Annotated in this window: 22 protein-coding genes and 1 pseudogene; 12 read left to right on the top strand and 11 right to left on the bottom strand. The window is 60.4% G+C overall.

From position 1 onward, the window contains the following. Nucleotides 1–19 precede the first annotated feature (19 nt). From MUN84_RS20245 to MUN84_RS20260, 4 genes are read left to right on the top strand one after another with little or no spacing between them, the layout of a single operon-like run. A complete protein-coding gene (locus MUN84_RS20245) occupies nt 20–334 on the top strand; it encodes a circadian clock KaiB family protein (RefSeq protein WP_244695740.1) in 315 nt (104 codons plus the stop codon). A 10-nt stretch (nt 335–344) separates the two neighbouring features. Further along, nucleotides 345–674 (top strand): circadian clock KaiB family protein, encoded by a 330-nt coding sequence (locus MUN84_RS20250; RefSeq protein ID WP_244695741.1) that lies wholly within the window; start codon nt 345–347, stop codon nt 672–674. Then, entirely contained in the window at nt 667–1,848 is a 1,182-nt protein-coding gene (locus MUN84_RS20255) for a PAS domain-containing protein (protein WP_244695742.1), read from the top strand. The genes MUN84_RS20250 and MUN84_RS20255 overlap by 8 nt, the downstream gene beginning before the upstream one ends. Then, nucleotides 1,845–2,378, top strand: a complete 534-nt coding sequence (locus MUN84_RS20260; RefSeq protein ID WP_244695743.1) for a sensor histidine kinase — start codon at nt 1,845–1,847, stop codon at nt 2,376–2,378. Before MUN84_RS20255 ends, MUN84_RS20260 begins: the two co-directional genes overlap by 4 nt. Nucleotides 2,379–2,431: 53 nt before the next feature. On the opposite strand, the gene MUN84_RS20265 is transcribed toward MUN84_RS20260, so the two are convergent. Continuing rightward, nucleotides 2,432–2,890, bottom strand: coding sequence for a BLUF domain-containing protein (locus tag MUN84_RS20265; protein WP_244695744.1), 459 nt, complete (start codon nt 2,888–2,890; stop codon nt 2,432–2,434). 25 nt (nt 2,891–2,915) lie between these two features. Next, entirely contained in the window at nt 2,916–3,071 is a 156-nt protein-coding gene (locus tag MUN84_RS20270; RefSeq protein WP_244695745.1) for a hypothetical protein, read from the bottom strand. Nucleotides 3,072–3,155: 84 nt separating this feature from the next. Here MUN84_RS20270 and dnaN point away from each other — a divergent pair, with 84 nt between their 5' ends. Both dnaN and gldC read left to right on the top strand, forming a co-directional pair. Beyond that, complete coding sequence (gene dnaN, locus MUN84_RS20275; protein ID WP_188557444.1) at nt 3,156–4,280, top strand: DNA polymerase III subunit beta; 1,125 nt, start codon at nt 3,156–3,158, stop codon at nt 4,278–4,280. Between the two features lie 206 nt (nt 4,281–4,486). After that, nucleotides 4,487–4,825, top strand: a complete 339-nt coding sequence (gene gldC, locus MUN84_RS20280; protein WP_188557445.1) for a gliding motility protein GldC — start codon at nt 4,487–4,489, stop codon at nt 4,823–4,825. Between the two features lie 70 nt (nt 4,826–4,895). Here gldC and MUN84_RS20285 read toward each other — a convergent pair whose 3' ends face one another. From MUN84_RS20285 to MUN84_RS20315, 7 genes and pseudogenes are all read right to left on the bottom strand, one after another. Then, nucleotides 4,896–5,417: a hypothetical protein gene (locus MUN84_RS20285; protein ID WP_244695746.1), complete on the bottom strand. Its 522-nt coding sequence runs from the start codon at nt 5,415–5,417 to the stop codon at nt 4,896–4,898. Nucleotides 5,418–5,666: 249 nt separating this feature from the next. After that, complete coding sequence (dcd, locus tag MUN84_RS20290) at nt 5,667–6,203, bottom strand: dCTP deaminase (RefSeq protein WP_244695747.1); 537 nt, start codon at nt 6,201–6,203, stop codon at nt 5,667–5,669. Nucleotides 6,204–6,267: 64 nt separating this feature from the next. Continuing rightward, nucleotides 6,268–6,462 carry a hypothetical protein gene (locus MUN84_RS20295; RefSeq protein WP_244695748.1) on the bottom strand — a complete coding sequence of 65 codons (195 nt, stop codon included), beginning with the start codon at nt 6,460–6,462 and terminating at the stop codon, nt 6,268–6,270. A 100-nt stretch (nt 6,463–6,562) separates the two neighbouring features. After that, nucleotides 6,563–7,138, bottom strand: a complete 576-nt coding sequence (locus MUN84_RS20300) for a hypothetical protein (protein WP_244695749.1) — start codon at nt 7,136–7,138, stop codon at nt 6,563–6,565. A 285-nt stretch (nt 7,139–7,423) separates the two neighbouring features. Beyond that, nucleotides 7,424–8,751, bottom strand: a pseudogene (gene hemL / locus MUN84_RS20305) (glutamate-1-semialdehyde 2,1-aminomutase). 106 nt (nt 8,752–8,857) lie between these two features. Then, nucleotides 8,858–9,904, bottom strand: a complete 1,047-nt coding sequence (locus tag MUN84_RS20310) for an ABC transporter substrate-binding protein (protein WP_244695750.1) — start codon at nt 9,902–9,904, stop codon at nt 8,858–8,860. Beyond that, nucleotides 9,841–10,701, bottom strand: a complete 861-nt coding sequence (locus tag MUN84_RS20315; protein ID WP_244695751.1) for a hypothetical protein — start codon at nt 10,699–10,701, stop codon at nt 9,841–9,843. The genes MUN84_RS20310 and MUN84_RS20315 overlap by 64 nt, the downstream gene beginning before the upstream one ends. A 478-nt stretch (nt 10,702–11,179) precedes the next feature. Between MUN84_RS20315 and MUN84_RS20320 the strand changes: the two genes are divergently transcribed. The 6 genes from MUN84_RS20320 (at nt 11,180) to dgt (ending at nt 19,246) form a co-directional block, all read left to right on the top strand. Beyond that, nucleotides 11,180–11,890 (top strand): TetR/AcrR family transcriptional regulator, encoded by a 711-nt coding sequence (locus MUN84_RS20320; RefSeq protein WP_244695752.1) that lies wholly within the window; start codon nt 11,180–11,182, stop codon nt 11,888–11,890. A gap of 110 nt (nt 11,891–12,000) precedes the next feature. Continuing rightward, complete coding sequence (locus tag MUN84_RS20325) at nt 12,001–13,638, top strand: peptidase domain-containing ABC transporter (protein WP_244695753.1); 1,638 nt, start codon at nt 12,001–12,003, stop codon at nt 13,636–13,638. A gap of 144 nt (nt 13,639–13,782) precedes the next feature. Further along, the gene (locus tag MUN84_RS20330; RefSeq protein ID WP_244695754.1) at nt 13,783–15,183 is read left to right on the top strand and encodes an HlyD family secretion protein; all 1,401 of its coding nucleotides are present in this window, start codon (nt 13,783–13,785) and stop codon (nt 15,181–15,183) included. A gap of 68 nt (nt 15,184–15,251) precedes the next feature. Further along, nucleotides 15,252–16,742 carry a TolC family protein gene (locus MUN84_RS20335; RefSeq protein WP_244695755.1) on the top strand — a complete coding sequence of 497 codons (1,491 nt, stop codon included), beginning with the start codon at nt 15,252–15,254 and terminating at the stop codon, nt 16,740–16,742. A gap of 301 nt (nt 16,743–17,043) precedes the next feature. Further along, complete coding sequence (locus tag MUN84_RS20340; protein WP_244695756.1) at nt 17,044–17,736, top strand: DUF1361 domain-containing protein; 693 nt, start codon at nt 17,044–17,046, stop codon at nt 17,734–17,736. 88 nt (nt 17,737–17,824) lie between these two features. Beyond that, nucleotides 17,825–19,246, top strand: a complete 1,422-nt coding sequence (dgt, locus tag MUN84_RS20345) for a dGTP triphosphohydrolase (protein WP_244695757.1) — start codon at nt 17,825–17,827, stop codon at nt 19,244–19,246. Nucleotides 19,247–19,520: 274 nt separating this feature from the next. On the opposite strand, the gene MUN84_RS20350 is transcribed toward dgt, so the two are convergent. Both MUN84_RS20350 and MUN84_RS20355 read right to left on the bottom strand, forming a co-directional pair. Next, entirely contained in the window at nt 19,521–20,300 is a 780-nt protein-coding gene (locus MUN84_RS20350) for an AsmA-like C-terminal region-containing protein (protein ID WP_244695758.1), read from the bottom strand. Next, complete coding sequence (locus MUN84_RS20355) at nt 20,297–21,955, bottom strand: hypothetical protein (protein ID WP_244695759.1); 1,659 nt, start codon at nt 21,953–21,955, stop codon at nt 20,297–20,299. The genes MUN84_RS20350 and MUN84_RS20355 overlap by 4 nt, the downstream gene beginning before the upstream one ends. Nucleotide 21,956: the final 1 nt, after the last annotated feature.

Here is a 21,956-nt window from a genome sequence, read left to right on the forward strand (position 1 = left end):
TTCCTATTTGCACCCCCGTATGGAGACCCCTCTCCCAATTACCCCCCAAGAAGAAACCTGGGAGCTCCGTTTGTACGTGGCTGGTCAGACTGTCAAGTCGGTTACGGCCCTGGCTAACCTGAAAGCGTATTGCGAGCAGCATCTGAAAGGACGTTATAAGCTCGAAGTCATTGACTTACTACTGCACCCGCAGCTAGCTGCCGGCGACCAGATTCTGGCCATTCCCACGCTGGTGCGCAAAGTGCCGGCCCCCATCCGCAAAATCATCGGCGACTTATCCAACCAGGAACGAGTGCTGGTAGGGTTAGATATTCGGGCGGTTGAGAGTAAGTAACCCGCGCCGGATGGATTTAGAGGAACTAGGACAAGAGGCGGCGGCTGAATACGTGCTTCATTTGTATATTACTGGGGCTACCCCCAACTCCACGCGGGCAGTTCAGAACATCAAGGGCCTCTGCGAGCAATACTTGAAGGGGCGCTACGAATTGGTTATCATTGATATATACCAACAGCCGGAGCTGGCCGAGCAGGATCAGATTGTAGCCGCCCCGACCCTGGTCAAGAAAATGCCCCTGCCCACGCGCCGGCTCATTGGAGATCTTTCGGAAAAAGACAAGGTGCTGCTGGCCCTAGGGCTGTCGGCGCCGTTCGGTACGGCTAGCCCCCATGACTGACGACCCACAACGCCACGCTGCCCTTGCCCGCGAAAACGAGGAATTGCGGCAGCAACTGCTGGAAGCCGAGGAGCTGATTACCGCCATCCGCACGGGTGCCGTAGACGCGCTGGCCGTGCAGAGTTCCGACGGGCCACGCATTTTCACGCTGCAAAGCGCTGACCAGAGCTACCGCACCCTGATTGAGCAAATGAACGAAGGCGCCCTGCTGCTCAGCCAGGATGCCACCATTCTTTACGGCAATGCCAGCCTAGCCAGCCTGCTCGGGCTGGGCCTGGAGGAAGTAATTGGTAGCTCTTTCGAGGGTTTTGTTCCGCTTCAGTTTGAGCCGTATTGGGCCGCGCTGATTCAGAAGGGGTGGGCGGGCAAGAGTAAGGGCGAGATGCCCCTGCAGACTAGATCCGGCCTGCTGCAGCCCTTCTCCCTGTCAATGAACGTGCTGGAGTTCAACGAGCTGCCGGTGCTGGCCGTCATCATTACCGACTTATCGGCCCAACGGGAAATTACCGATATCCGGGCGCAGGTAGTGGAGCAGAACGCCCTATTGGCGCGCAAAAACGAAGAACTGCGGCAGCAGCAGGCCGCCCAGGATGTCATAACCCGGGCTGCCGCCGAGGCCAGCCGGATGCTAGAGGGCATTCCGCAAATAGCCTGGACGGCTGATTCCCAGGGCCAAAACACCTACCTGAACCGTCAGTGGTTTTACTACACGGGCCACACTACCGGGCCGGAAACGGGTAGCTCCATTCAGTCCCGCATTCACCCCGCCGATTTGCCCACGGCCCAGGCCCGGTGGCGCAACAGTCTGCACACCGGCCACGCCTTAGAAGTGGAATGCCGGATTAAGGGCCGGGACGGTGCCTACCGCTGGATGCTGGGCCGGGCCTTACCCTCGCGCAATGAGGAAGGCGAAATCATACAGTGGATTGGCACCTACACCGACATCCACGAGCACAAGCTAGCCCAGGAGCGCATCGATCAGGCCCAGCGGGAGCTGCAGGAAAACAACGAGCGGCTCACCCGCGTCAACGTGGACCTGGATAACTTCATCTACACGGCCTCGCATGACCTGAAGGACCCGATTAATAATATTGAGGGGCTGCTGCACGCATTGTTACCGGAACTAAGCATTACCCCCACAATGAGGCGCAAGTGCAGTTGCTCCTGCAAATGATGCAGGGTTCAGTGGACCGGTTCAAGCGCACCATTGAGCACCTGACGGAGGTTACCAAGCTGCAAAAGGAAAATGACCAGCCCGTGGCCGTTATTGAGCTGGCTACTCTGATTCAGGACGTGAGCATGGACTTGGCGCCCTTGCTACACGCGGCCGGCGGCCAGCTGGAAGTGGCCGTGAGTAGCTGTCCGCGCATTTCGTTTACGGAAAAAAATCTGCGCAGCATCGTATACAACCTGCTCAGCAACGCCTTCAAGTACCGCTCCCCCGACCGACTCGCCCAGGTAAGCATCCGCAGTTGGCAGGAGGGAAGCTACCAGGTGCTGGAAGTGCGCGACAACGGCCTGGGCCTGAAGGAGTCAAACAACCAGAAGCTATTTTCCATGTTCCAGCGCTTTCACGACCACGTGGATGGTAGCGGCATTGGCCTGTATATGGTCAAGAAAATTATGGAAAATGCGGGCGGCCGCATCGAGGTTCAGAGTGAGGTAGGCGTGGGCTCCACCTTCTCAGTGTATTTCAAGCAGTAAGCCGCCTTGCTTGCCGCTAATGCGCAGGAGCGGTAGCGCTGCTACCCTGCTGCCTACCGATACACTTCGTCCTGGGTGATGAAGGACGAGAGCAAGTCGTGCAGGGAGACGTTGCCATTCTCGGAGTAGTTGGCAAGATGGCTGCCATTTTCCGGGTTATTGTAGCCTACCAACCGCTGAAATGCCGCCGGATTAACCGTCCGGAAGCCCATGGACCACTGCGAAAAATTACGCCCCTGAATCGGGCCGTCGGAAAGCTTCGTAACGCCAAAGTGCCGCTGATCCACCTCAATACGGCGAAAAATGTAGCGTACTTCTTCCTCAGTACCTTCCAGAACCTGCATGATGCTGCCGTCGCTGTAAAGCAGCAGGCCGGTTAGGTCGTGGGCCTGGTTCCAGGTCCGGGACTGGGTCAGCAACACGGCTAGCTCGTCCTCGCGCATGGGAGTAGTGGCCGCACTTTGATAAACAAGATGATACAAGGCAGGAGTAAACATGGAAAAACTGACCACGACGGGAGGAAGGACATACTAGGGGCTAATTAATTGGTTTGCCGGGATTAGTCAATAGTTGAGCTTGAATATATCCAGTACGGCAGCGTCCGGCCAGTGCAAAATGCCCTGCAGCTTCTGCGGCCGCGACCAGAAATAATTGCTTAAATCTGGCCTGAAATACCTGATTTTTCTGGGGCACCGGAATACGGGAAGCGGTTTCCAAACCCGCTGCCGTTCCCTATCTTTGTCCTCTTCCTAAAAAACGACCGAACCCCGCCCCACTATGAAGTTTATCGTTTCGTCTTCCGCCCTGCTCAAGCAGCTGCAGAGCATCAACGGTGTAGTCACGAACAACCCCGTGGTGCCGATTCTGGAGAACTTCCTCTTTGAAATCGAGGACGGCAAGCTGACGATTACGGCCTCTGATCTGGAAACCAGCATGATGACGGAGCTACCCGTGGAAGCCCGGGAAAGCGGCCGCATTGCAGCACCCGCCCGCATTCTGCTGGACACGCTCAAAAACCTGCCCGACCAGCCCGTAACCTTCACCCTGGACGAGGAAACCTACACCATCGAAATTGCCAGCTCAAACGGCCGCTACAAGCTAGCCGGCGAAAATGCCACCGATTTCCCCCGCGTACCGGTTGTGAAGGGTTCGGCGCCGGTAGAAATGCCGTCCACGTCGTTGTCGCGGGCTATCAACAAGACCATCTTCGCCGTTAGTACCGACGAGCTGCGCCCCGCCATGACTGGCATTCTGGTGCAGCTGGCCGATAACCAGGTGACTTTCGTGGCTACCGACGGCCACCGCCTGCTGCGCTACCGCCGCTCCGACGTGGGCGCGGGCCAGACTGCCAACATCATCATTCCGCGCAAGGCCTTTAACCTGCTGAAAGGCGCTCTACCTTCCGAAGCAACTACCGTGCGCGTGGAGTTCAACAATTCCAATGCTTTCTTCAGCTTCAACCAGATGCGCCTGGTGTGCCGCCTGATTGATGAGCGCTACCCTGATTACGAAAATGTAATTCCGGTAAGCAACCCTAACAAGCTCATCATCAGCCGTCAGGAAATCCTGAACTCGGTAAAGCGCATCAGCATTTACTCCAACAAAACCACCCACCAGGTGCGCCTGCGTTTGGCTGGTTCGGAGCTAACGGTGTCGGCCGAAGACCTGGACTTCTCCAACGAAGCCAACGAAAAGCTGGCCTGCCAGTACGACGGTGAGGACATGGAAATCGGTTTCAACGCCAAATTTCTGACCGAGATGCTCAGCAACATCGACTCCGAGGAAATCACCCTGGAGCTGAGCACGCCCAACCGCGCTGGCCTGCTCATGCCCACCACCCCCGACGACAACGAGAGCATCCTGATGCTGGTAATGCCGGTGATGTTGAACAACTACGTCTAAGCACGGATTCAGACGGATTTTTCGAATAGCACAGGTTCATTCTGTGAATCGAGAAGTCCGTCTTTTCTTTTGGCCGACCAGGCTAACAGTTGTGAAACTGGGTCTGTCAGTACCCTCCACCGTTGGTGGAAAATACGCGGCGTGCGGCCCGAAACGGAAGGCCACACGAAGCCGCGAAATCCGAATAATCCGTTTAAATCCGTGATATGAAGAAATCTGAAATTCGCTTCAGCATCGCCCTCGACGATCAGAAGGTCCCCGAGGCCATCAGCTGGTCGGCTACTGATGCAGGTCCCGATATTCACTTTGCCAAGGCCATCAACATTGCCCTGTGGGACCGGGACGAACGCGGCACCATGAAGATTGACCTCTGGACCAAGGAAATGCCGGTGGACGAAATGAAGCGCTTCTACGTGGATACGATGGGCGCCATGGCAGAAAGCATCATCACGGCCACCAACGACTCCGTGATGGCTACCAAGATGCGAGACCTGTGCCGCCAGCTCATGGACCACATTGAGGAGGAAGAGCGCAAGCAACGCTAGTACTTAACTTGCACGAAAAAATCCCGCCAGATACATCTGGCGGGATTTTTTTATGAATTATAGAGTAAGCTTACTGACGGCTGCGGGTAGCGGGAGCGGCAGACTTGGCCGGGCCAATGGTAGCGCCGTTGCTGCTAGCCGGAAGCGGGTTCTGCACTGAGTTGACAAAGATGGCATTAGCCGCTTTGCCATAATTCATGCTGAACTGATTGTAAGAAGGGCGCGCATCGTAGTAGCTGCTGTACTGGTCGGTGCTGAGCACGGCCTGCAACTCCTTGTCACGCTCTTTACATACGGCATCGCACTGCTGCTTAATGAGCTTGTCGTTGCCGGCGTTCTTCTGGGTAATAGCAGCGATTTTTGCCTGCTTGTCCTCGTTAATGGCTTGCAGACGGGTTTTCTGGTAGCCATTCAGGCGCAACTCACGTGCCATTTGGTCTGAGAGCTGGCGGGCGTGGGCCTGGATGGGGTTAAGACGGGCGGAAGCTTGGCTTGGTTTATCCTGCGGGGCCGGAGTGGCAGGCTTCTGTTGGGCGGTGGCCCCAAGCGAAGCAAGCACCAGGGCAGTCGCGGCAGCAAGTTTCTTTTTCATCGGGGAAAAGATATCGTGAACAAGTCAGATCCAAATAAAACAGCACGTTTCATCCGTTGCGAAACCTCCTGTCGTATCCTTTCCTAACGAAAAATTGTGCCAGGGAGTTTACTCTGATAAGGATTAGCGCCTGAAAGCGCATGAAAAACTGCCATTCCAGGCAAAACGGAAAACGGGGTTGACCTCACTCGGTAAACCCCAGTTTTCCGTCTTGCTTGGAATGGCAGCGCTATTTGCGCGTCGGAAACGCTAAAACTTGTTTTTCCACATCATCGACTCCACGGGCTTCACCGTGCGGTCGTTGTACTTGGCATTGGCCTTGCGATTATAGAACGTTTCAACGTTGCCCTGCACGGCAAAGTAAATGAGCTGCCCCACGGGCATCAAGTGATATATGCGCACCGGCATAGAAACGCTGATTTCTAGGGTCCAGGTATTGCAGAACCCAATATCACCCTTGCCCGCCGTAGCGTGAATATCGATGCCCAGGCGACCTACGCTGCTCTTGCCTTCCAGAAAAGGGACGTGGGCGTGGCTCTCGGTGTACTCCTCGGTTACGCCCAGGTACAGCGTGCCGGGCTGGAGCACAAAGCCCTCCTCCGGAATTTCAAAAACGTCGATTTCGTTGTGTTTGCGGGCATCCAGCACGGTGTCGCGGTAGGTAGCCAGGTAGCGGCCCAGGTGCACATCGTAGGAGTTGGTACCCAGGCAACCCCGGTCGTAGGGCTCAATAACGATGTTGCCTCGCTCAATTTCGGCGAGAATCTGCTGGTCGGTGAGGATCATGAATTCAAGTAAAAATGAAGAGTTAAGAATTAAGGAGTCGGATGCCGCTGCCAATTCTTAACTTCTAATTATCCTCCTCGTCCTCGTAGCGGTCCTCGGGTAAGGGCGCGGGCCGGCGGGTGCGGGCAGGAGGAGTTGGGCGTTCCTGGTCCTCAGTGAGGGCGTCGAGGCGGTTGCGGAGGTCGGGTAACACGCTGGTAACCAAGTAAAGCAGCACCAGCAGAGAGCTGCCCGAGAGCAGCAGCGTGAGGTAGTCCATCCAGTCGTGGCGCGGGCTGAGTCAAGGGAACGGGGAGCGGGGTAGCCGGCGGCCGGGGTAGCCAGGGCCACTTCGGGTTCGGGCTGCGGGTCCTCGGCCGTCACATCGGGGGTAGGAGCGGAAGCAGGCGCCGAGGCCGGGTCAATGTCGGCGGGGGTACAGCGGCTCCGTCGGCGGCCAATTCTTCGGGCGCGGCATCCTGAGAAGCGTTAAACTGCGCGGCACCTTGCTTTATGGCCCGCTGCAGGCTCCGGATTAAGGCCACTCGTTCGTCGCGGGGTAGCACCCGGATAAAGAACTCAAAGTTGCGGTCAACCAGAATGCTGTTAAGCTGTTTTTCGAACTCTACCAGGTCGGTGCGACCCTTACCGAAGCGCGACTTAAAGCGGTCCGAGACGCCGTTGTAATTCAGGAAAAGCTTTTTCAGGTCATCTCGGCCGGGGAAGTTGTCGAACTCCTTACGGGCCTTGGCCGTGCGTAGCGAGACGGGAAACTTGCCCCGGGCAAACGACTTGTCGTACACGGTTTCCATGGTTCGGAAATTCAGCTCGTCCACGGTGCGGTCGAAGAGGCGCTTGTTGGCCGCCGCAGGGGTTTCGGTTTGTGCCAGCAACACGGCCGGCCCAGCGAGCCACAGCAGCAAAAACAGCGGTAGCAACTGACAAAGTCGGGGCATAGGGCAAGGGTAGTTTCCGGCAAAGGTCGGGAATTTGCAGTTGCGCTAAGCTGGCCAGCCAGCAGAAAGGCCAAAAATGTGGTTGTCATGACCAGGAATTCCTACAAGGCCTAGTGCCTCGGGCGTGCCAGCTAAGCTTCCTTGAAAGCAAAAGCCCCTGCCTCCGCGTTGGAAGCAAGGGCTTGTTACACTATCAGGTTGGTTACGCAAAGAAGGTATACAGCGTCGTAGTGCCTCTTTACCCACCATCACACAACTTACTCAATCACTCATGCACCACTTCACTTACAACCCGTGGGCTTCTTTCATTGATTCGCGGCAGGCGGTAAGGTAGTGGTCCACGAGCTCATCGGTAATAGCAGTGCTCACGAACAGGGCCTCGTACTGGGCCGGAGCCAGGTAAATGCCGCGGTGCAACATGGCCCGGAAGTAGCGCCCGAAAGCTTCCGTATCAGAGGCTTTGGCCGAGTCCAGATCGGTGACGGGCTGGTTGGTAAAGAACACGCTGAACATGGAGCCGACCTGGTTAACGGTGTAGTTCAGGCCTAGCTCAGCGCAAATCTGGCGGGTGCCGTCGGCAATGCGAGTGGTAATGCGGTTGAGCTCGTCGTAAAGCTCAGGGTGCTCGTTGAGGTAGGAGAGCTGGGCAATGCCGGCCGCCGTGGCAATGGGGTTGCCCGAGAGTGTGCCCGCCTGGTACACCTTACCGGCCGGGGCTACATTGTCCATGATGTCCTGGCGGCCGCCGTACGCGCCTACCGGCATGCCGCCCCCAATGATTTTGCCAAGGGTCGTCAGGTCGGGGGTGATGCCGTAGAGTTCTTGGGCGCCGCCCCGGGCTAGCCGGAAGCCAGTCATCACCTCATCAAAAATCAGCACAATGCCGTGCTGGGTGCACAGCTCGCGCAGACCCTGGAGGTAGCCTTCCTGCGGAGCCACCAGGCCCATATTGCCCACTACCGGCTCCAGAATTAGAGCGGCTACTTGGCCCTCGTTGGCAGCAATAATCTGCTCCACGGCGGCTAAGTTGTTGTAAGGCACCGTGAGCGTGTCTTGGGCCACGCCCTGGGTGACGCCCGGCGAATCAGGCGCGCCCAGGGTAAGGGCACCCGAACCGGCTGCAATCAGGAAGGAGTCGCCGTGGCCATGGTAGCAGCCCTCGAACTTGATGATTTTGTCGCGCCCAGTGAAGCCCCGTGCTACCCGAATAGCCGACATCGTTGCTTCGGTGCCCGAGTTTACGAGGCGCACTTTCTCGATGCTGGGCACCATCTGCTTGATGAGCTCGGCCATTTCTACCTCCCGGCGCGTGGGCGCGCCAAACGATAAGGAGCCCTGCACGGCCTGCTGCACGGCGTTCAGTACCAGGTCCGGGCATGGCCCAGAATCATGGGGCCCCAGGAGTTGATGAAGTCCAGGTACCGGTTGCCATCGACGTCGGTTAGCCAGGCACCTTTGGCCGACTGCATGAACACCGGATGACCGCCTACGGCCCGGAAGGCCCGTACTGGCGAGTTTACCCCGCCCGGAATATGGTTTTTGGCCCGCGTAAACAGGGCGTCACTGGTGGTGAGGGGAAGCGTAGGAGCTGGGGAAGTGGTTACGTGCGACATGAAAGCAAAATGTAGCGGAAGCCGGAGGCTTCGCGCGGCGTGATAAAGGGAGCCAAAGCTGGGTTAAACCAGCGCCACAAAACGGGCGCGGCAGCAAGTAAATAACCTACCGAATGCCCACTGGGTTCAGAACTTCTACTTCCAGTCGCTCCAGCTTGGTTAGGGGCACGTACTGGTTATCGTGGCTGCCACCGGGGTAGCCGATGCCCTGAAAAACGGCTCCGGAAACCGGACCGCCATTGGCCAGGGGCTGCTGAAACGCGGGGCCGTGCTGGTGGAGCTGGCTAGCGAAGTAGTACAGCAACTCGAAGCCCGACAAAGCAAATACCGAAGGCGGCAGGTTCTGGCGCTGGGTGTAAAGCTGGCGCACCCGCCGCACGCCGTAGCCGGTACGGTCCACGAACTTAGGGTGCACAAAATACACGTCGCGGGCGTCGAGCTGGCCCAGGCCAATGCGGTTGTTGTCGAGCCAGGAAGCATAGGTGATAAGCGGGGTGCGGGCATCCTGGGCCTTAAGGGCCCCGAGGGTGTAGGGGCCAGCTTTTTTACCATCGGAAGCCACCACTAGGTGGCCGATGGTCTTTAAATCAACACCAGCAAAGCCCGCGGCTAGAGACTCTTCCACATCGGAGTTGATGCGGCGCAGCTGCAGCACGCGCCCACCCAGGGCCTCATAGGCCTGTTTGTAAGCCTGCCCAAAGGCAGCTTCGTCCTTGCTGTCCTCGTAGAGCACCACGGCCGTGCGGGGGCCACCCAGGCGGGTGAAGGCAAATTGGGCGGCCTGCCGGGCCTGAGTGGCTGTGCTGGGCTCGAAGAGGTAGTGCCAGGGGTTGTCCAGCACCAAGTCGCCGTCTTGAGAAAGGGGATTGACCACCACAATCTGCTTCTGCTGGGCGTAGCGGGCCAGAATCTTGCTGCCCGATTTGTACACCGGCCCAATCAGCATGTCCATGCCGGCCAGCTCCGGTAGAGCCAGCACCTGCTTAAGCTGCAGAGTATCGGCGCCGGTGTCGTAGGCAAACAGCTGCACGGGGTGCCCCTCACGCTGCAAGGAGTCCTGGGCCAGGCGCATGCCGGCGTACAGGTCCGTTACGAATTGGTTTTTGCGGCGGGTTTCCCAACTCGGGTCATCAAACTCGAAGGGTAGCAGCACCCCAATGTTGTAGGTGCTCTTCTTCTGAGCCCGGGGCGGGGCGTGTAGCGGGTCCGGTCGAGGGCAAACTGGGTGATGAGCTGGTCGAGCTGGGGCTTGTCGGCTTCGGTATACCAGCCGCCGTTGGCCAGCTTGTCGGCGTAGGCGCGGGCCAAGGTGGCATCCTGGGGGTAGGCCTTGAGCAGGTTCTGGAAGGTGGCTTTGTCCTTGACGCGGGGCAAATAAGCGGCCTTCATGTTTTCCCGCTCCGTGGTCAGGCGGTCGGGTGGGAGCTGGCTGACCACCCGCAGGCCATTCTCGAAGTCGCCCTGCTCAAAAGACACCTGCCCCTGCAGGAAGAAGGCCTCGGGCAGGTTGGACCACTGCGAGTATTCCGTGCGCAGCAGGTTGAGCATCTGCTCAGCTTCGGCCCACTTCTTGGCCCGACTAGCAGCCACGGCGTAGAGATAGGCCGCTTCCGGGGCCCGCTGAAACTTGCTGCCGGGCGCCGTGACGGGCAACAGCTCTTGCATGGCCAACTCGTAGCGGGTCTGGTCGAGCAGCGTTTTGCCGTTTTTGTAGCGAGTGGCCGGGTCGCTGGAGTTCATGTTGGCCGGCAGGGGCGGGCCCGTGGGCTTCGGAGCCGCGTTAACCGCTGGTTTGGGCGTGGCCGCGGAGGTAGCCGGTTTCGTGGTGGGGCTGGCCTTGGGGGCGCTAGAGGTAGCTGGTTTGCCCGCGGCAGGAGCTGGCGTTGTCGTAGTCGTCTTCGGGGCCGGACGGGCGCCGGGCGTGACGGTGCCCGTAGCAGCCGGGCGCACCGTAGTTGGGCGCGAAGTGGCCGGGGTGGTAGCCTTACCGGCTGGGGGAGGGTAGTTGGTTTCTTGGCTGGGGCCTGCTGGGCCCAGGTAGATTCCGACAACGTAAGGCTGCCGCAGAACACGGCAGCAAACAGGAGAGAGTAAGACCTCATAAACCGAGGAGCCAGATCAGATAGGCGGGAGGAAGCACGAGGCCGCAACCCTGCGACTCGCCGGGCAAAGGTACGCAGATACACCGGGGAAGAGTTGCCGAACGCCTAAGCGGCGTCAGCACTGCTCATCGGGCATTTTTAATGCGAACTTAAGTTGCATTTAATCCCTTCTTAAGCTGGGCCATGGCCCCGTGCCCTACCTTTGCAGAGCCGGCGGAGTGTACTGTCACCGGCTGGTTTTGGCACCTTACTTGTTGCCTGGCCTGAAAGTAAACCTATCATGCATGATAGGTAGTACTGCTCTGGCTTAGCTCTTTACTTTTCAAATGAACCCGCAGCTACGCATTACCCTTAACAACAAGCTCTACCTGCGCGACCCGCAGGAAACGGAGCTGGGTCGCCGCCTGCTAACGGAAAGCATCCGGCTCATTGATGAGCTGGGGCTGGAACACTTCACTTTCCGCAAGCTGGCCCAGCGCATGGAGTCCACGGAGGCTTCCTTGTACCGCTACTTCGAAAACAAGCACCGCCTGCTGGGCTACCTGGTGTCGTGGTATTGGGCCTGGGTGCGCTACCAAATTCGCTACCACACCCACAACGTGCCCGACGCGGCCCAGCGGCTGCGGCTCATGCTAAGCATTCTGACCCGGGCCCACCACGATGACCCCGCTACCTCTGACCTGGATGAGGCTGCCCTCTACCGCATTGTGGTGCACGAAGCCTCTAAGGCCTACCTCACCCGTGAGGTAGACCAGGACAACCAGGCCGGCCTGTTTCGGGAGTATAAGCGCCTAGCCGCCGACATGGCCGCGGTAGTGCAGGAACTGAAGCCCTGCTACCCCTTCCCCCACGCCCTTGTAAGCACCCTGCTGGAAGCCGCCCGCAAGCAGCTCTTTTTTGCCCAGCACCTGCCTTCCCTTACTGATTCTGCCGCCGACACGGACCGCTATGCCTTTCTCGAAGGCCTGGCGTTCGGGCTCTGCAGGCATACTAAGCCGCCACTGGGCCCCGCTGACTTTTTTCCTGGCAACCCGTAGCCATTTCCTTTTTCCTCCTTCATGGCCGATCTTCCCTCATCTTCTCTTACCCCGGCCAGCGGCTGTTCCGCCTGCTGGTCGCCGAACGGCGCGACATTACCTACTTATATGTGTACGCCGCCCTGGCCGGCCTCATCAGCCTGACCCTACCCCTGGGCGTGCAGTCCGTGATTGGGTTTGTGAGCAGCGGCGACGTGAGTACGTCGTTGGTGGTGCTCATTGGGTTTATTGTGGTGGGCACGTTTCTGGTGGGCGCCCTGCAGGTGATGCAGCTGTACCTGGTGGAGTTTATTCAGCAGCGGCTGTTTGCCCGCGTCAGCTTTGATTTTGCCGTGCGCTTGCCCCGGGTACGCACCGAGGCTCTGGACGGGCAGTACCTACCGGAGCTGATGAACCGCCTGCTCGATACGCCTACCCTGCAAAAGGGCCTCTCTACGCTGCTAGTGGAGTTTTCGGCCGCGGCCCTGCAAATCCTGTTCGGCCTGATTTTGCTGTCCTTTTACCATCCCATTTTCATTGCCTTTGGATTGCTGCTGGTGCTGCTGCTGGCCCTAATGATCCGATTTACTGGGCCCAAAGGGTTAAAGACCAGCTTAGTTGAATCGAAGTTCAAGTACCGGGTAGTAGCCTGGCTCGAGGACGTAGCCCGCACGGTTCACACCTTCCGTCACTCGCCCCGCCAGGAAATGGCCGTTACCCGTACCGACGACCTGGTGGGCGGCTACCTCACGGCCCGCCAAAGCCACTTCCGGGTGCTGCTAACCCAGTTCTGGGGCTTTGTGGCCTTCAAAACCCTGATTACGGCCGCCTTGCTAATTATTGGCTGCTGGCTGCTAATCACCAAACAGATCAACATCGGTCAGTTTGTGGCCGCTGAAATTGTGATTATCCTCACCATTTCGGCCGTGGAGAAAGTGCTGCTCAAGCTGGATGTGGTCTACGACGCCCTGACTTCCCTCGACAAGATTGGGCACGTGCTGGACCTGCCGGTGCTACCCCAGCGTACCGGCGTGGAGTTGCCCCTGCCGGCCGTGCACGCGGGGCTGCGGGTAGAAGTGCGCCACTTGGGCTACCACTACCCCGGCAGCACCAAACACCCCGTGCAGAACGTGTCGCTGACCCTGGCTGCCGGTGAGCACCTGGGCCTGGCTGGCTTCGATGGCTCGGGCAAAACCACCCTGCTGCGCATTATGGCGGGGCTGCTGAATGACTATACGGGGGTAGTAGCCTACGATGGGCTGGCCCTACAGGACATTTCCAGCGAGTCCCTGGGCCGCCACGTCGGCGACAACATTGCCCACCAGAACTTGTTTGAAGGTACCCTACTCCAGAACCTGACCCTCGACCAGCCCCATATTAGCTCCGACGATGTGGCCTGGGTGCTGGAACTGGTGGGCCTGCGCGACAACATCTACGCCCGCCCCCTGGGCCTGAACACGCCCCTGGGCATTGGCACGCCGCTTTCGGATAGTGTGCGCCAGAAGCTGCTGCTGGCCCGCGCCCTGGTGCGCCGGCCCCGCCTGCTGCTGCTGGATAATTTCCTGCCCGGCGTGGAGCCCGTGGAGCGCCTGCGCATACTGCGCCAGCTGCTGGACTCCACGCACGCCTGGACGGTGCTCATTGCCAGCAACGACCGGCGGGTGCTGGAACTGTGCCCCCGCCTCGCCCTGCTCCGCGACGGCCACCTGCTAGCCGATGGCCCCTTTGCCACCGTAGCCGCCAGGCCCGAAGTACAAGAGCTACTGTAGCCGATGAGCAAGCCAGAGCAAGGCCTAAGTAAGTGGCTAGCCGGGTGGTTAGTGAACTTCACGGTGCCCTACCTGACTTAGCCTTTGGCTCCTTGAAATAGCTCATCGTTCATCCTTCCTTATCAACTACTAATTCCCTGACCTGTGCCTTTTGCTGAACATCCGTTGGAAGAAACCAACCCGCTCACGGCGCGTTTTCACTCGTTTGGGCGAGTCCAGACGCCAGGTACCGGCCGCACGGTGGCCCGGTGGCTGGGTGGCCTGGGCCTAATTGTGCTGCTGGCCGGCTTTCTGCCCTGGACCCAGAATATTCGCTCCTACGGCCAACTTACTACCCTGCGCCCCCAGGACCGCCCCCAAACCGTGCCCAGCACCATTGCCGGCCGCATTGAGCGGTGGCGGGTGCGCGAAGGCCAGCGCGTGAAAAAGGGCGACACCCTGGTGGATATTGCCGAAATCAAAGACAAGTACTTCGACCCCGAGCTGATACAGCGCACCCGCGAGCAACTGGAGGCTAAAATTTCGGCTCTGGAAGAAAACCGGGGCAAAACCGCCGCCCTCGGCAGCCAGCAGGACGCCCTGCGCAGCGGCCTGAGCGTGAGCCTCGACAAAGCCCGCAACAAAGTAACCCAGACCCGCCTGAAGGTAAACTCCGACGAGGCCGAGCTGCGCGCCGCCAACAACGACTTCGACATTGCCCGCCAGCAGCTGCAGCGCCAGGAAGAGCTTTATAAGCAAGGCCTGAAGAGCCTCACGGAGCTAGAGCAGCGTCGCCTTAAGTTTCAGGAAAGCACCGCCAAGCGCCAGGCCGTAGAAAACAAGCTGGGCGCCTCCCGCCAGGAGCTAATCAATGCCCAGCTGGAGCTGTCCTCGTTGCAGGCCGAGTACCAGGATAAGCTGGCCAAGTCGGAGTCCGACCGGCGCTCGGCCGTGGCCTACCAGTTCGACTCGGAGGGGCAGATTGCCAAAATGCGCAACGAGCTAGCCAACTTAAGCATCCGTTCGGGCTTCTACCGCATTACGGCGCCCCAGGATGGCTACGTGGTGCGGGCCTTGAAAACCGGTCTCGGCGACATTGTAAAGGAAGGGGAGCCCATTGTGAGCGTGATGCCCGATGCCCCGGCCCTGGCCGCCGAGCTCTACGTGAAGCCCATGGATATTCCGCTGCTGCGGGTGGGCCGCAAGGTGCGCCTGCAGTTTGATGGCTGGCCGGCCCTGGTGTTCAGCGGCTGGCCCGGTACCAGCTTCGGTACCTTCGGGGGCCGCGTGGCCGTCATCGATAACATTGACTCCCAAGGCCAGTACCGCATCCTGGTGACGCCGGACCCTGAGCTGGAAGCCTGGCCCAAGCCCCTACGGGTAGGTTCCGGGGTGTACGGCTGGGCCCTGCTCGATGATGTACCCATTTGGTACGAGCTCTGGCGCCAGCTCAACGGCTTCCCGCCCAACTTCGTGGGCTCGCCCGCCGATGCCGGCAAGGGTGGCAAAGAGGCCAAGAAAGCTGATAAAGCCGCCGACGCCGGGGGAGAGGAGGAAGCGAAATGAGCCAGAAGTTAGTACAATTTGTCAGTAGAAGCCCAGGAGCCTTTTTCGGTTGGGCCCTTAGCCAACCCGTGCGCCCTGCCGGGCCCTGGCGGGGTAGGGTAGGGTTGCTGCTACTGCTCGGGTGGCTGCAGTTGGGAAGCCTGGCGGCCCAACCAACGGTACCCCGGCCCGCCGTCGTGACGCCTACCTCGGCTGATTCGGGACAGGTGTTTGCCCTGGCTGATTTGCTGAACTACGTGGCCCTGCGCCACCCGGTGGCCCGGCAGGCCGGCCTACTGCCTGAGCGGGCCCGCCAGGAGGTGCGCTACGCCCGCGGCCTTTTCGACCCCGCTGCCACTAGCAAATACTACGGCAAGACCTTCAAGGGTAAAGAGTACTTTCACGATTGGGACACCCAGCTGCGCATTCCGGTGTGGTACGGTCTCGATGTCAAGGCTGGCTTCGAACGGGGAGTAGGCACCTACGTCAACCCCGAAAACTACACTTCCCCGGCTGGCTTGAGCTACGTGGGCCTCTCGGTGCCCCTGGCCCAGGGCTTGCTGATTGACGAGCGCCGCGCCGCCGTGCGCCAGGCCCAAGCCCTGCAAGGCTTGGCCGAAGCCGAGCGCCGTAGCGCCCTAAACAAGCTGCTGCTCCAGGCTGCCAAAGACTACTGGGACTGGAGCCTGAACTACCAACGCTTGCAGCTGCTGGCCCGCAACGCCGACCTGGCCGATGTGCGCTTCCGGGCCATTCGTCAGCGTGTGGTGCTGGGTGATTTGGCCGCCATCGACTCGGTGGAGGCCCTCACGGAGCTGCAGAACCGTCAGGCCACGCTGAGCCAGGCCCGGGTGCAGTTCCGCAACGCTACCCTTCTGCTGAGCAACTATCTCTGGAACGAGCAGCAACAGCCCCTGGATCTGCCCGCCGCCACCGCACCGCAGCCCTTGCCCGGCCCCACCGACTGGCGTACCCTGGCCCCCGACTCAGTAGCGGCCTTAGCCCAGCTGGCCCAGCAGATTCATCCAGATTTGCAGAAAAACCGCGCCAAGCTCAGCCAACTTAGCGTGGAGCAGCGCCTGCTTTCCAACAAGCTTCTGCCCAAGCTTACCCTCGACTACAATCTGCTCCAGGCCGGCCAGCCCTTCAGTCCCGAGAAGGCGGCTAGCCTGAGTGGCAGCTACTTAGAGAATAATTACAAGCTGGGCGTCAGCTTTGCCTACCCCTTGCTACTGCGCCAGGAGCGGGCCAAGCTCCAGCTCAACCGGCTGAAAACCCGCGAAGCTGAGCTGGACCTGCAGCAGGACACCCGCGAGGTGCAAACCACCGTGCGCACCGTTGCCAACGACTGGGAAGCCCTGCGCGAGCAGCTCGCCCTGCAGGAGCAGGTAGTGCGCAACGCTGAGCGCCTGCGCAACGGCGAGCAAATCCGCTTCGAGAACGGGGAAAGCTCCGTGTTTCTCATCAATTCCCGGGAAGCCAGTCTGGTCTCGGCCCGGGTGAAGCTGGCCGAGTTGCAAGCCAAGTACGCCCAAACCCAGGCCACTCTGCGTTGGGCCGCCGGGGGCGTGCCGGAGTAGGGGCAAGGTCGGCTAAGCAGGAAAGTTGGGGTCTGAACGTCATTCCGAGCTTGGCGTTTGTAGCGCAAACGTATCCACTACTGCCAAGCTCTTTTTAAACGTTATTCCGAGCCCCGCGAGGAATCTCGCATGCTGAAGTTGGGGTAGTAATCCTGTCGTCAGCTGAGCGAGATTCCTCACGGAGCTCGGAATGACGTTCTCTTGCTACTTAGTTAGCCATTTCCGGAACGCCGGCCCCTCGTACAATGCCGGGCTGCAACCTTGCGTTACTATCCCCGGTTAAAAGTTTGTACCTAGTGGTATGTCGATGTCCGTAGCTACTTTATCTGCGCCCCAATTGCGGCAGCGCCTGAACCTGATGCTGGTGCTGGGCGCTTCCCTGGTGCTAAGTGTGGTGCTGATTACCTTCCGGGTGTTTCTGACCCACAAGATTTCCTTTGTGTTCCTGCTCTGGAATCTGTTTCTGGCTTTGATTCCGTTCGGGCTGAGCACTATGCTGGGCCTGACGGCCGGCCGCCTGAAGGCCCGGGTGCTGCTGCCGGTGGGCGCGGTCTGGCTGCTGTTCTTTCCCAACGCGCCCTACATCCTCACCGACTTATTTCACTTGGAGCCTCGCCCCGGCGTGCCGTACTGGTATGATTTGGCCCTGATTCTGAGCTGCGCCTGGAACGGGCTGATGCTGGCCTACGCCTCCCTGACTGATATGCAGCTGCTGGTGACGCGCCGCCTAGGCCGGAGCGCCGGCTGGGCCTTTGCTACCCTGGCCCTGCTACTAAGCAGCTTCGGGGTGTACTTGGGCCGCTACCTGCGCTTTAATAGCTGGGACATTCTGACCAATCCCATTACCTTATTCTACGACATCATCTCGCGGATTCTGCACCCCACTATGCACCGCGGCACCTGGGGCGTGACGTTGCTGTATGGGGTGTTCCTGCTGCTGGGCTACGCCACGGTGCGCCTGCTGGGCCAGCACCGGGAGCCGGAAGAACTGTAGAAGATAAGCGGCCGGCCAACGGGTAGCCGCAACGGGCAGGGAAGAAATAGCCGCATGATTTGCCGCTGCCTTGTACCTTGCCTCCCTGATGATGCACCTCCAACCCGACTCGCCCGATACGCCCACCATGAGCTGGGAACGGCTACTCAGCCGCCGCCGCTACCCTCAGCAGCCCCAGCTACACGTTGTTTCCGATGCGCCGCCGGTGCGCGGCGCCTTCGTGCAGGATTACGACCGGGTGGTGTTTAGTTCCCCGTTTCGGCGGCTGCAGCGCAAAACCCAGGTGATGCCCTTGCCGGAAACCGATTTTGTGCACACCCGCCTGACTCACTCCCTGGAAACAGCCTGCGTGGGCCGTTCCCTGGGGCGCCTGGGCGGGCGGCTTTTGCTGGAGGAAACAACTGGTCTGGCCCAGCAGCTACCCCACCTCGACAGCGACTTCGGCGACATTGTGGCCGCCGCCTGCCTGGCTCACGACATCGGCAATCCGCCGTTCGGACACTCCGGCGAAGATGCCATTTCGGCCTATTTCCGCAGTCCCGCCGCCGAGCCGTTTGTGCGCATGCTGAACGCGGCTCAACGCACCGATTTACAGCACTTTGAGGGTAACGCCGCTGGGTTTCGAATTTTGACCCACACCTACGCGGCCCACAGTAGCGGCTCGGCCGGGCTGGGGCTGACCTACGCTACCCTCGGCGCTTTTACCAAGTATCCGCGCCCTTCCATTGTGGAGGAGGCCACCCTTACCCGGGGCACTAGCGAGAAAAAGTACGGCTACTTTCAGACCGAGGCCCCGCGCTTTCAGGAGGTAGCCCGGGAGTTGGGGCTGCTGACCAAGCCGCCGGGCACTGACCTGGGCGGCTTCTACCACCGCCACCCGCTGGCTTTTCTGGTAGAAGCCGCCGACGACTTATGCTACCGCATCATCGACTTTGAAGATGGGCTCAAGCTGGGCCTCATTCCGTGCGAAACCGGCCTGCGGGTACTGCGCGACATGTTGGGCGACGCGCCTGGCCGCCGCGGCTCCCTGGACTGGCGCGACTGGCGCGAGGAACTGGGCTACCTGCGCGCCCGCCTTATCAACCGCCTTGTGCAGCAAACCGCCCGCCTCTTCGCCGACCGGGCCCCCGACCTGTTGCGTGGCCGCTCCGATGAGCCCTTGGTGCAGCAGCTCGACTGCTGGGACAAGCTCCAGCACGTGCATCAGCTCACGATGGAGCACCTGTATCGCAGCCGCCCCGTGCTGGAAATTGAGGCGGCCGGTTTCGAGGTCATGGCTGGGCTGCTTGATGCGTTTCTGCACGCCACCTTTGATCCGCAAGAAAGCTCCCGTTCCCGCAAAGTAGTGCAACTGTTGCCCGAGCAGTTTCGGGCCGTGGCTCACCAGAAGGGCGCTTCAGCCTACGAGCAAATCATTCTGCTCACGGATTATATCGGCGGCCTCACCGACCAAAACGCCATTAGCCTGTTCCGCACAATTCGCGGAATAGATTTGCCTAAGGGGTTTTAGCCTGCTTCTGAAAAGTCAGTATTAGCTCAGTGTACTACTGAACACAGCGAGGAGTCTGGGTTAGCCTCTTTTGCCGGAACCCAGATTCCTCGCTGTGCTCGGAATGACATGCAAAGCCTCGTTTCGCCTGGTGCAAGCACCTTTTTGAAAGAAAGAAAAGCGTATGTGCATCAGTAGGTTAAACGGCAAAAAGAAGGGTAGGCACCACGGCAAGAACGGACAAGCCCGCACCATACGCTAGCCTGCGCTACCACCCTATCTGGCCCGCAAGAGGTTACTGTAACAGCCGTAGTGTGGTATCTAGGGGCTGGCGCTGCAACAGCTCCCGGTACTGCTGCTGAATAACGGCTTGCTGGCGCTGCTGTTCCTGCTTGCGGAAGGGGCGCACCTTGTAGGGGCTGCCGGGGCGTCGGTACAGGTTCATGAACACCAGCCCGCGGCTGGGGCGCTGCTCGGCCTCGCCGCTTTGGATGCGACTGATGCGCTTCTCATTATCGCCAAACAAGGCTTGCAGCGGGCTGAGCCCCACGTAAAGATCTGCCTGGCCGGTGAGGTAGTATTCGCCGCTTACGGTCATGTCGGTGAGGTTGCTACTCAGGCTTAAAGCCGGAATTAGGAGGCGGTTGCCTTCCAGCACGAAGCGTGGCTGCACGGGCTCGAAATACAGGTGCCCGGTGCGCTTTTCGCTTAGTAGCTTCAGCGCCTGGGTCACGGCTTCTACCTCAATCAGCTCCAGGTCGCGCAAGTCGGTACGCATGAAGGCGTGGGTTTGCGTTAGCAGGGGCAGGAAGCTTGGGCTTAGTTCTGTGTGTACGTCGGCTTCGCAGCGCATACTGCCCCGAATGTTGTCGGGCCCTACCACGTCAAAGCCCAGCAGGCGGGCCAGCTCGAAAAGCTTGGGAAGCTGAATGTCGCGCAGGCGCAGCTGGGCGTGCAAGGGGCGGGTGGCCGTGCCGGCATCCGTTTGTAGGGTGCCGCGCAAGTGCAAGGAGCCATCCAGGGCCTGTACCGCACATTCGTCAACCTGTACCTGCCCCGCCTTCAGGTTGCTCAACAACCGAAATTGCTGCCCCGCAAGGCCCCGTACGCCATGCGGGCGGCCGACACCCGCACCCGGCCGGTTATGGTACCATCTAGAAAGGGGGAGGGGCGCAGCCGGGCAACAGAAGCGGCCGGCCGAATCTGTTCCGGCGCGGCGGTGGGTAGGGCGCTCAGGCTGGCTAGCATCTGCAGCAAGTGCTGCACGTTCAGGGACCCATACCGCAAGTCGATATCGGTGCGGGCCCGGGCCAGGCGCGTGCCCGCCAGCAGAGCGCTGGCACTCACGCGCCCCGTGCCCCCGGTGCCAATGGTAAACGTGAGGGCCGGAATCAGAAAACGCGGCCCGTTTTTATCTACGCGCAGGTGCAGATTCGTGAACTGCTCGGCTCCGGGTAGCAGCAGCCGGTCTATGGTAACGCGGGCCTGCCCGTTGGCGGCCAACAGCACCTCGCGCAGGGTAGGAGCCGCCGGGGCGGCGGCGCTACGCCGCGGTGGCCGGGTTAGGCGGGCCAGCAACTGCTGGTAGCGCAGGGTGCGGAAATGTACGGCCAGCTGGGCGGCTACGGGTGGGGGCGCGAGCGTATCGGTGGGCCAGCTAATAACGCCTCGGATGGTGCCTCCCCACATCTGCCCCCGCAGCTCCGTTAGCTGCACCCGCCGCCCGTCGTGGCGCACGGTGGCGGCTAGCTGCTGCAGAGTATCGGTGGCTACTACCAGCCGTCCGCACTGCAGCCGGATGTTGAGGTGGAGCCCGGGAGGTAAGAAGTTCAGGACCCGGGTTGCTAGCTGGGCCTTGCGGTTTCTGCCGGGCCGCGGAGCCCGCCCGGCCCGGGCACCACGACTAGGCGGGGCAAGCAGGCGGCGCAGTTCATGCAGGTGCAGTTCATCAACCCCGAACGAACCCGTTATGGTAGTAGCCGCCCGCTGTCCGCTGAAGTAGGCCAGCAAATAAGTAGTAGTGGCATTAGCCCGCACCTGCATGCCGTTGAGCCGCCCCGTTAGGTTTTCCAGAATCCAGAGGCTGTCTTGTAGTCGAACCAGCACGTTCAGCCCCGTCATGGCGGCCTGCCGGCCTGGCACGGCAAAAGCGGCTTGCTCCAGTCGAACCGTGCCGCGGGCCGCCAGAATGGGTAGCAGCGTATCAGGACGGGTCGAGCGCCGCGTCAGGCGGTCCGGGATTTCCGGCACCGCGCCGTTGAGCTGCAGGTCCAGAGCCGCCTGCCCGCCCCGGGCCCGCCACAAGCTGGGCGCTACTACGGCCGCCAGGGTCTGCAGCTCAGTGCGGCCCCGAATCCGGCCCAGTAGGTGGGGTCGGGTAAAGTCGCGCACCGTCAGGGCCGCATCCAGCTGCCCAGCCCGCGAGTACAGCCGGCACTGCGTGAAGGTGAGGTAGGTAGTGCGGGGCGAGTGCTGGGGACCATTATCAAAAATGCCGCGCGCGTCCCAGCGGTGAATCCGGCGGGCGGCGTCGGCCCATTGCACCTGCGCCCCGCGCAGGGCAAAGCGCAGAATGGTGCGCGGCCGGGTAGTTGGGCCGCTTACCCCACGAATGGTGTACCAGATGCGGGCGTGGCTGCGGCTGCGGGCACCCCGCAAAAACCGCTGCAAACCCGCGGGCAGGGCCACATGTAGTACTTCTAGCAGGGGCTGCGTACCCTGGAAGCGCAAG

Source organism: Hymenobacter sp. 5516J-16 (genome assembly GCF_022919335.1).
GTDB classification, from domain to species: Bacteria; Bacteroidota; Bacteroidia; order Cytophagales; family Hymenobacteraceae; genus Hymenobacter; species Hymenobacter sublimis.

Bases quoted from the DNA above. Each gene is read 5' to 3' on its own strand.
- MUN84_RS20300 (WP_244695749.1), bottom strand. From the start codon at position 7,138: ATGCCCCGACTTTGTCAGTTGCTACCGCTGTTTTTGCTGCTGTGGCTC.
- MUN84_RS20255 (WP_244695742.1), top strand. From the start codon at position 667: ATGACTGACGACCCACAACGCCACGCTGCCCTTGCCCGCGAAAACGAG.
- dnaN (WP_188557444.1), top strand. From the start codon at position 3,156: ATGAAGTTTATCGTTTCGTCTTCCGCCCTGCTCAAGCAGCTGCAGAGC.
- dcd (WP_244695747.1), bottom strand. From the start codon at position 6,203: ATGATCCTCACCGACCAGCAGATTCTCGCCGAAATTGAGCGAGGCAAC.
- MUN84_RS20340 (WP_244695756.1), top strand. From the start codon at position 17,044: ATGTCGATGTCCGTAGCTACTTTATCTGCGCCCCAATTGCGGCAGCGC.
- MUN84_RS20260 (WP_244695743.1), top strand. From the start codon at position 1,845: ATGATGCAGGGTTCAGTGGACCGGTTCAAGCGCACCATTGAGCACCTG.
- MUN84_RS20250 (WP_244695741.1), top strand. From the start codon at position 345: ATGGATTTAGAGGAACTAGGACAAGAGGCGGCGGCTGAATACGTGCTT.
- dgt (WP_244695757.1), top strand. From the start codon at position 17,825: ATGATGCACCTCCAACCCGACTCGCCCGATACGCCCACCATGAGCTGG.
- MUN84_RS20285 (WP_244695746.1), bottom strand. From the start codon at position 5,417: ATGAAAAAGAAACTTGCTGCCGCGACTGCCCTGGTGCTTGCTTCGCTT.
- MUN84_RS20320 (WP_244695752.1), top strand. From the start codon at position 11,180: ATGAACCCGCAGCTACGCATTACCCTTAACAACAAGCTCTACCTGCGC.
- MUN84_RS20295 (WP_244695748.1), bottom strand. From the start codon at position 6,462: ATGGACTACCTCACGCTGCTGCTCTCGGGCAGCTCTCTGCTGGTGCTG.
- gldC (WP_188557445.1), top strand. From the start codon at position 4,487: ATGAAGAAATCTGAAATTCGCTTCAGCATCGCCCTCGACGATCAGAAG.
- MUN84_RS20245 (WP_244695740.1), top strand. From the start codon at position 20: ATGGAGACCCCTCTCCCAATTACCCCCCAAGAAGAAACCTGGGAGCTC.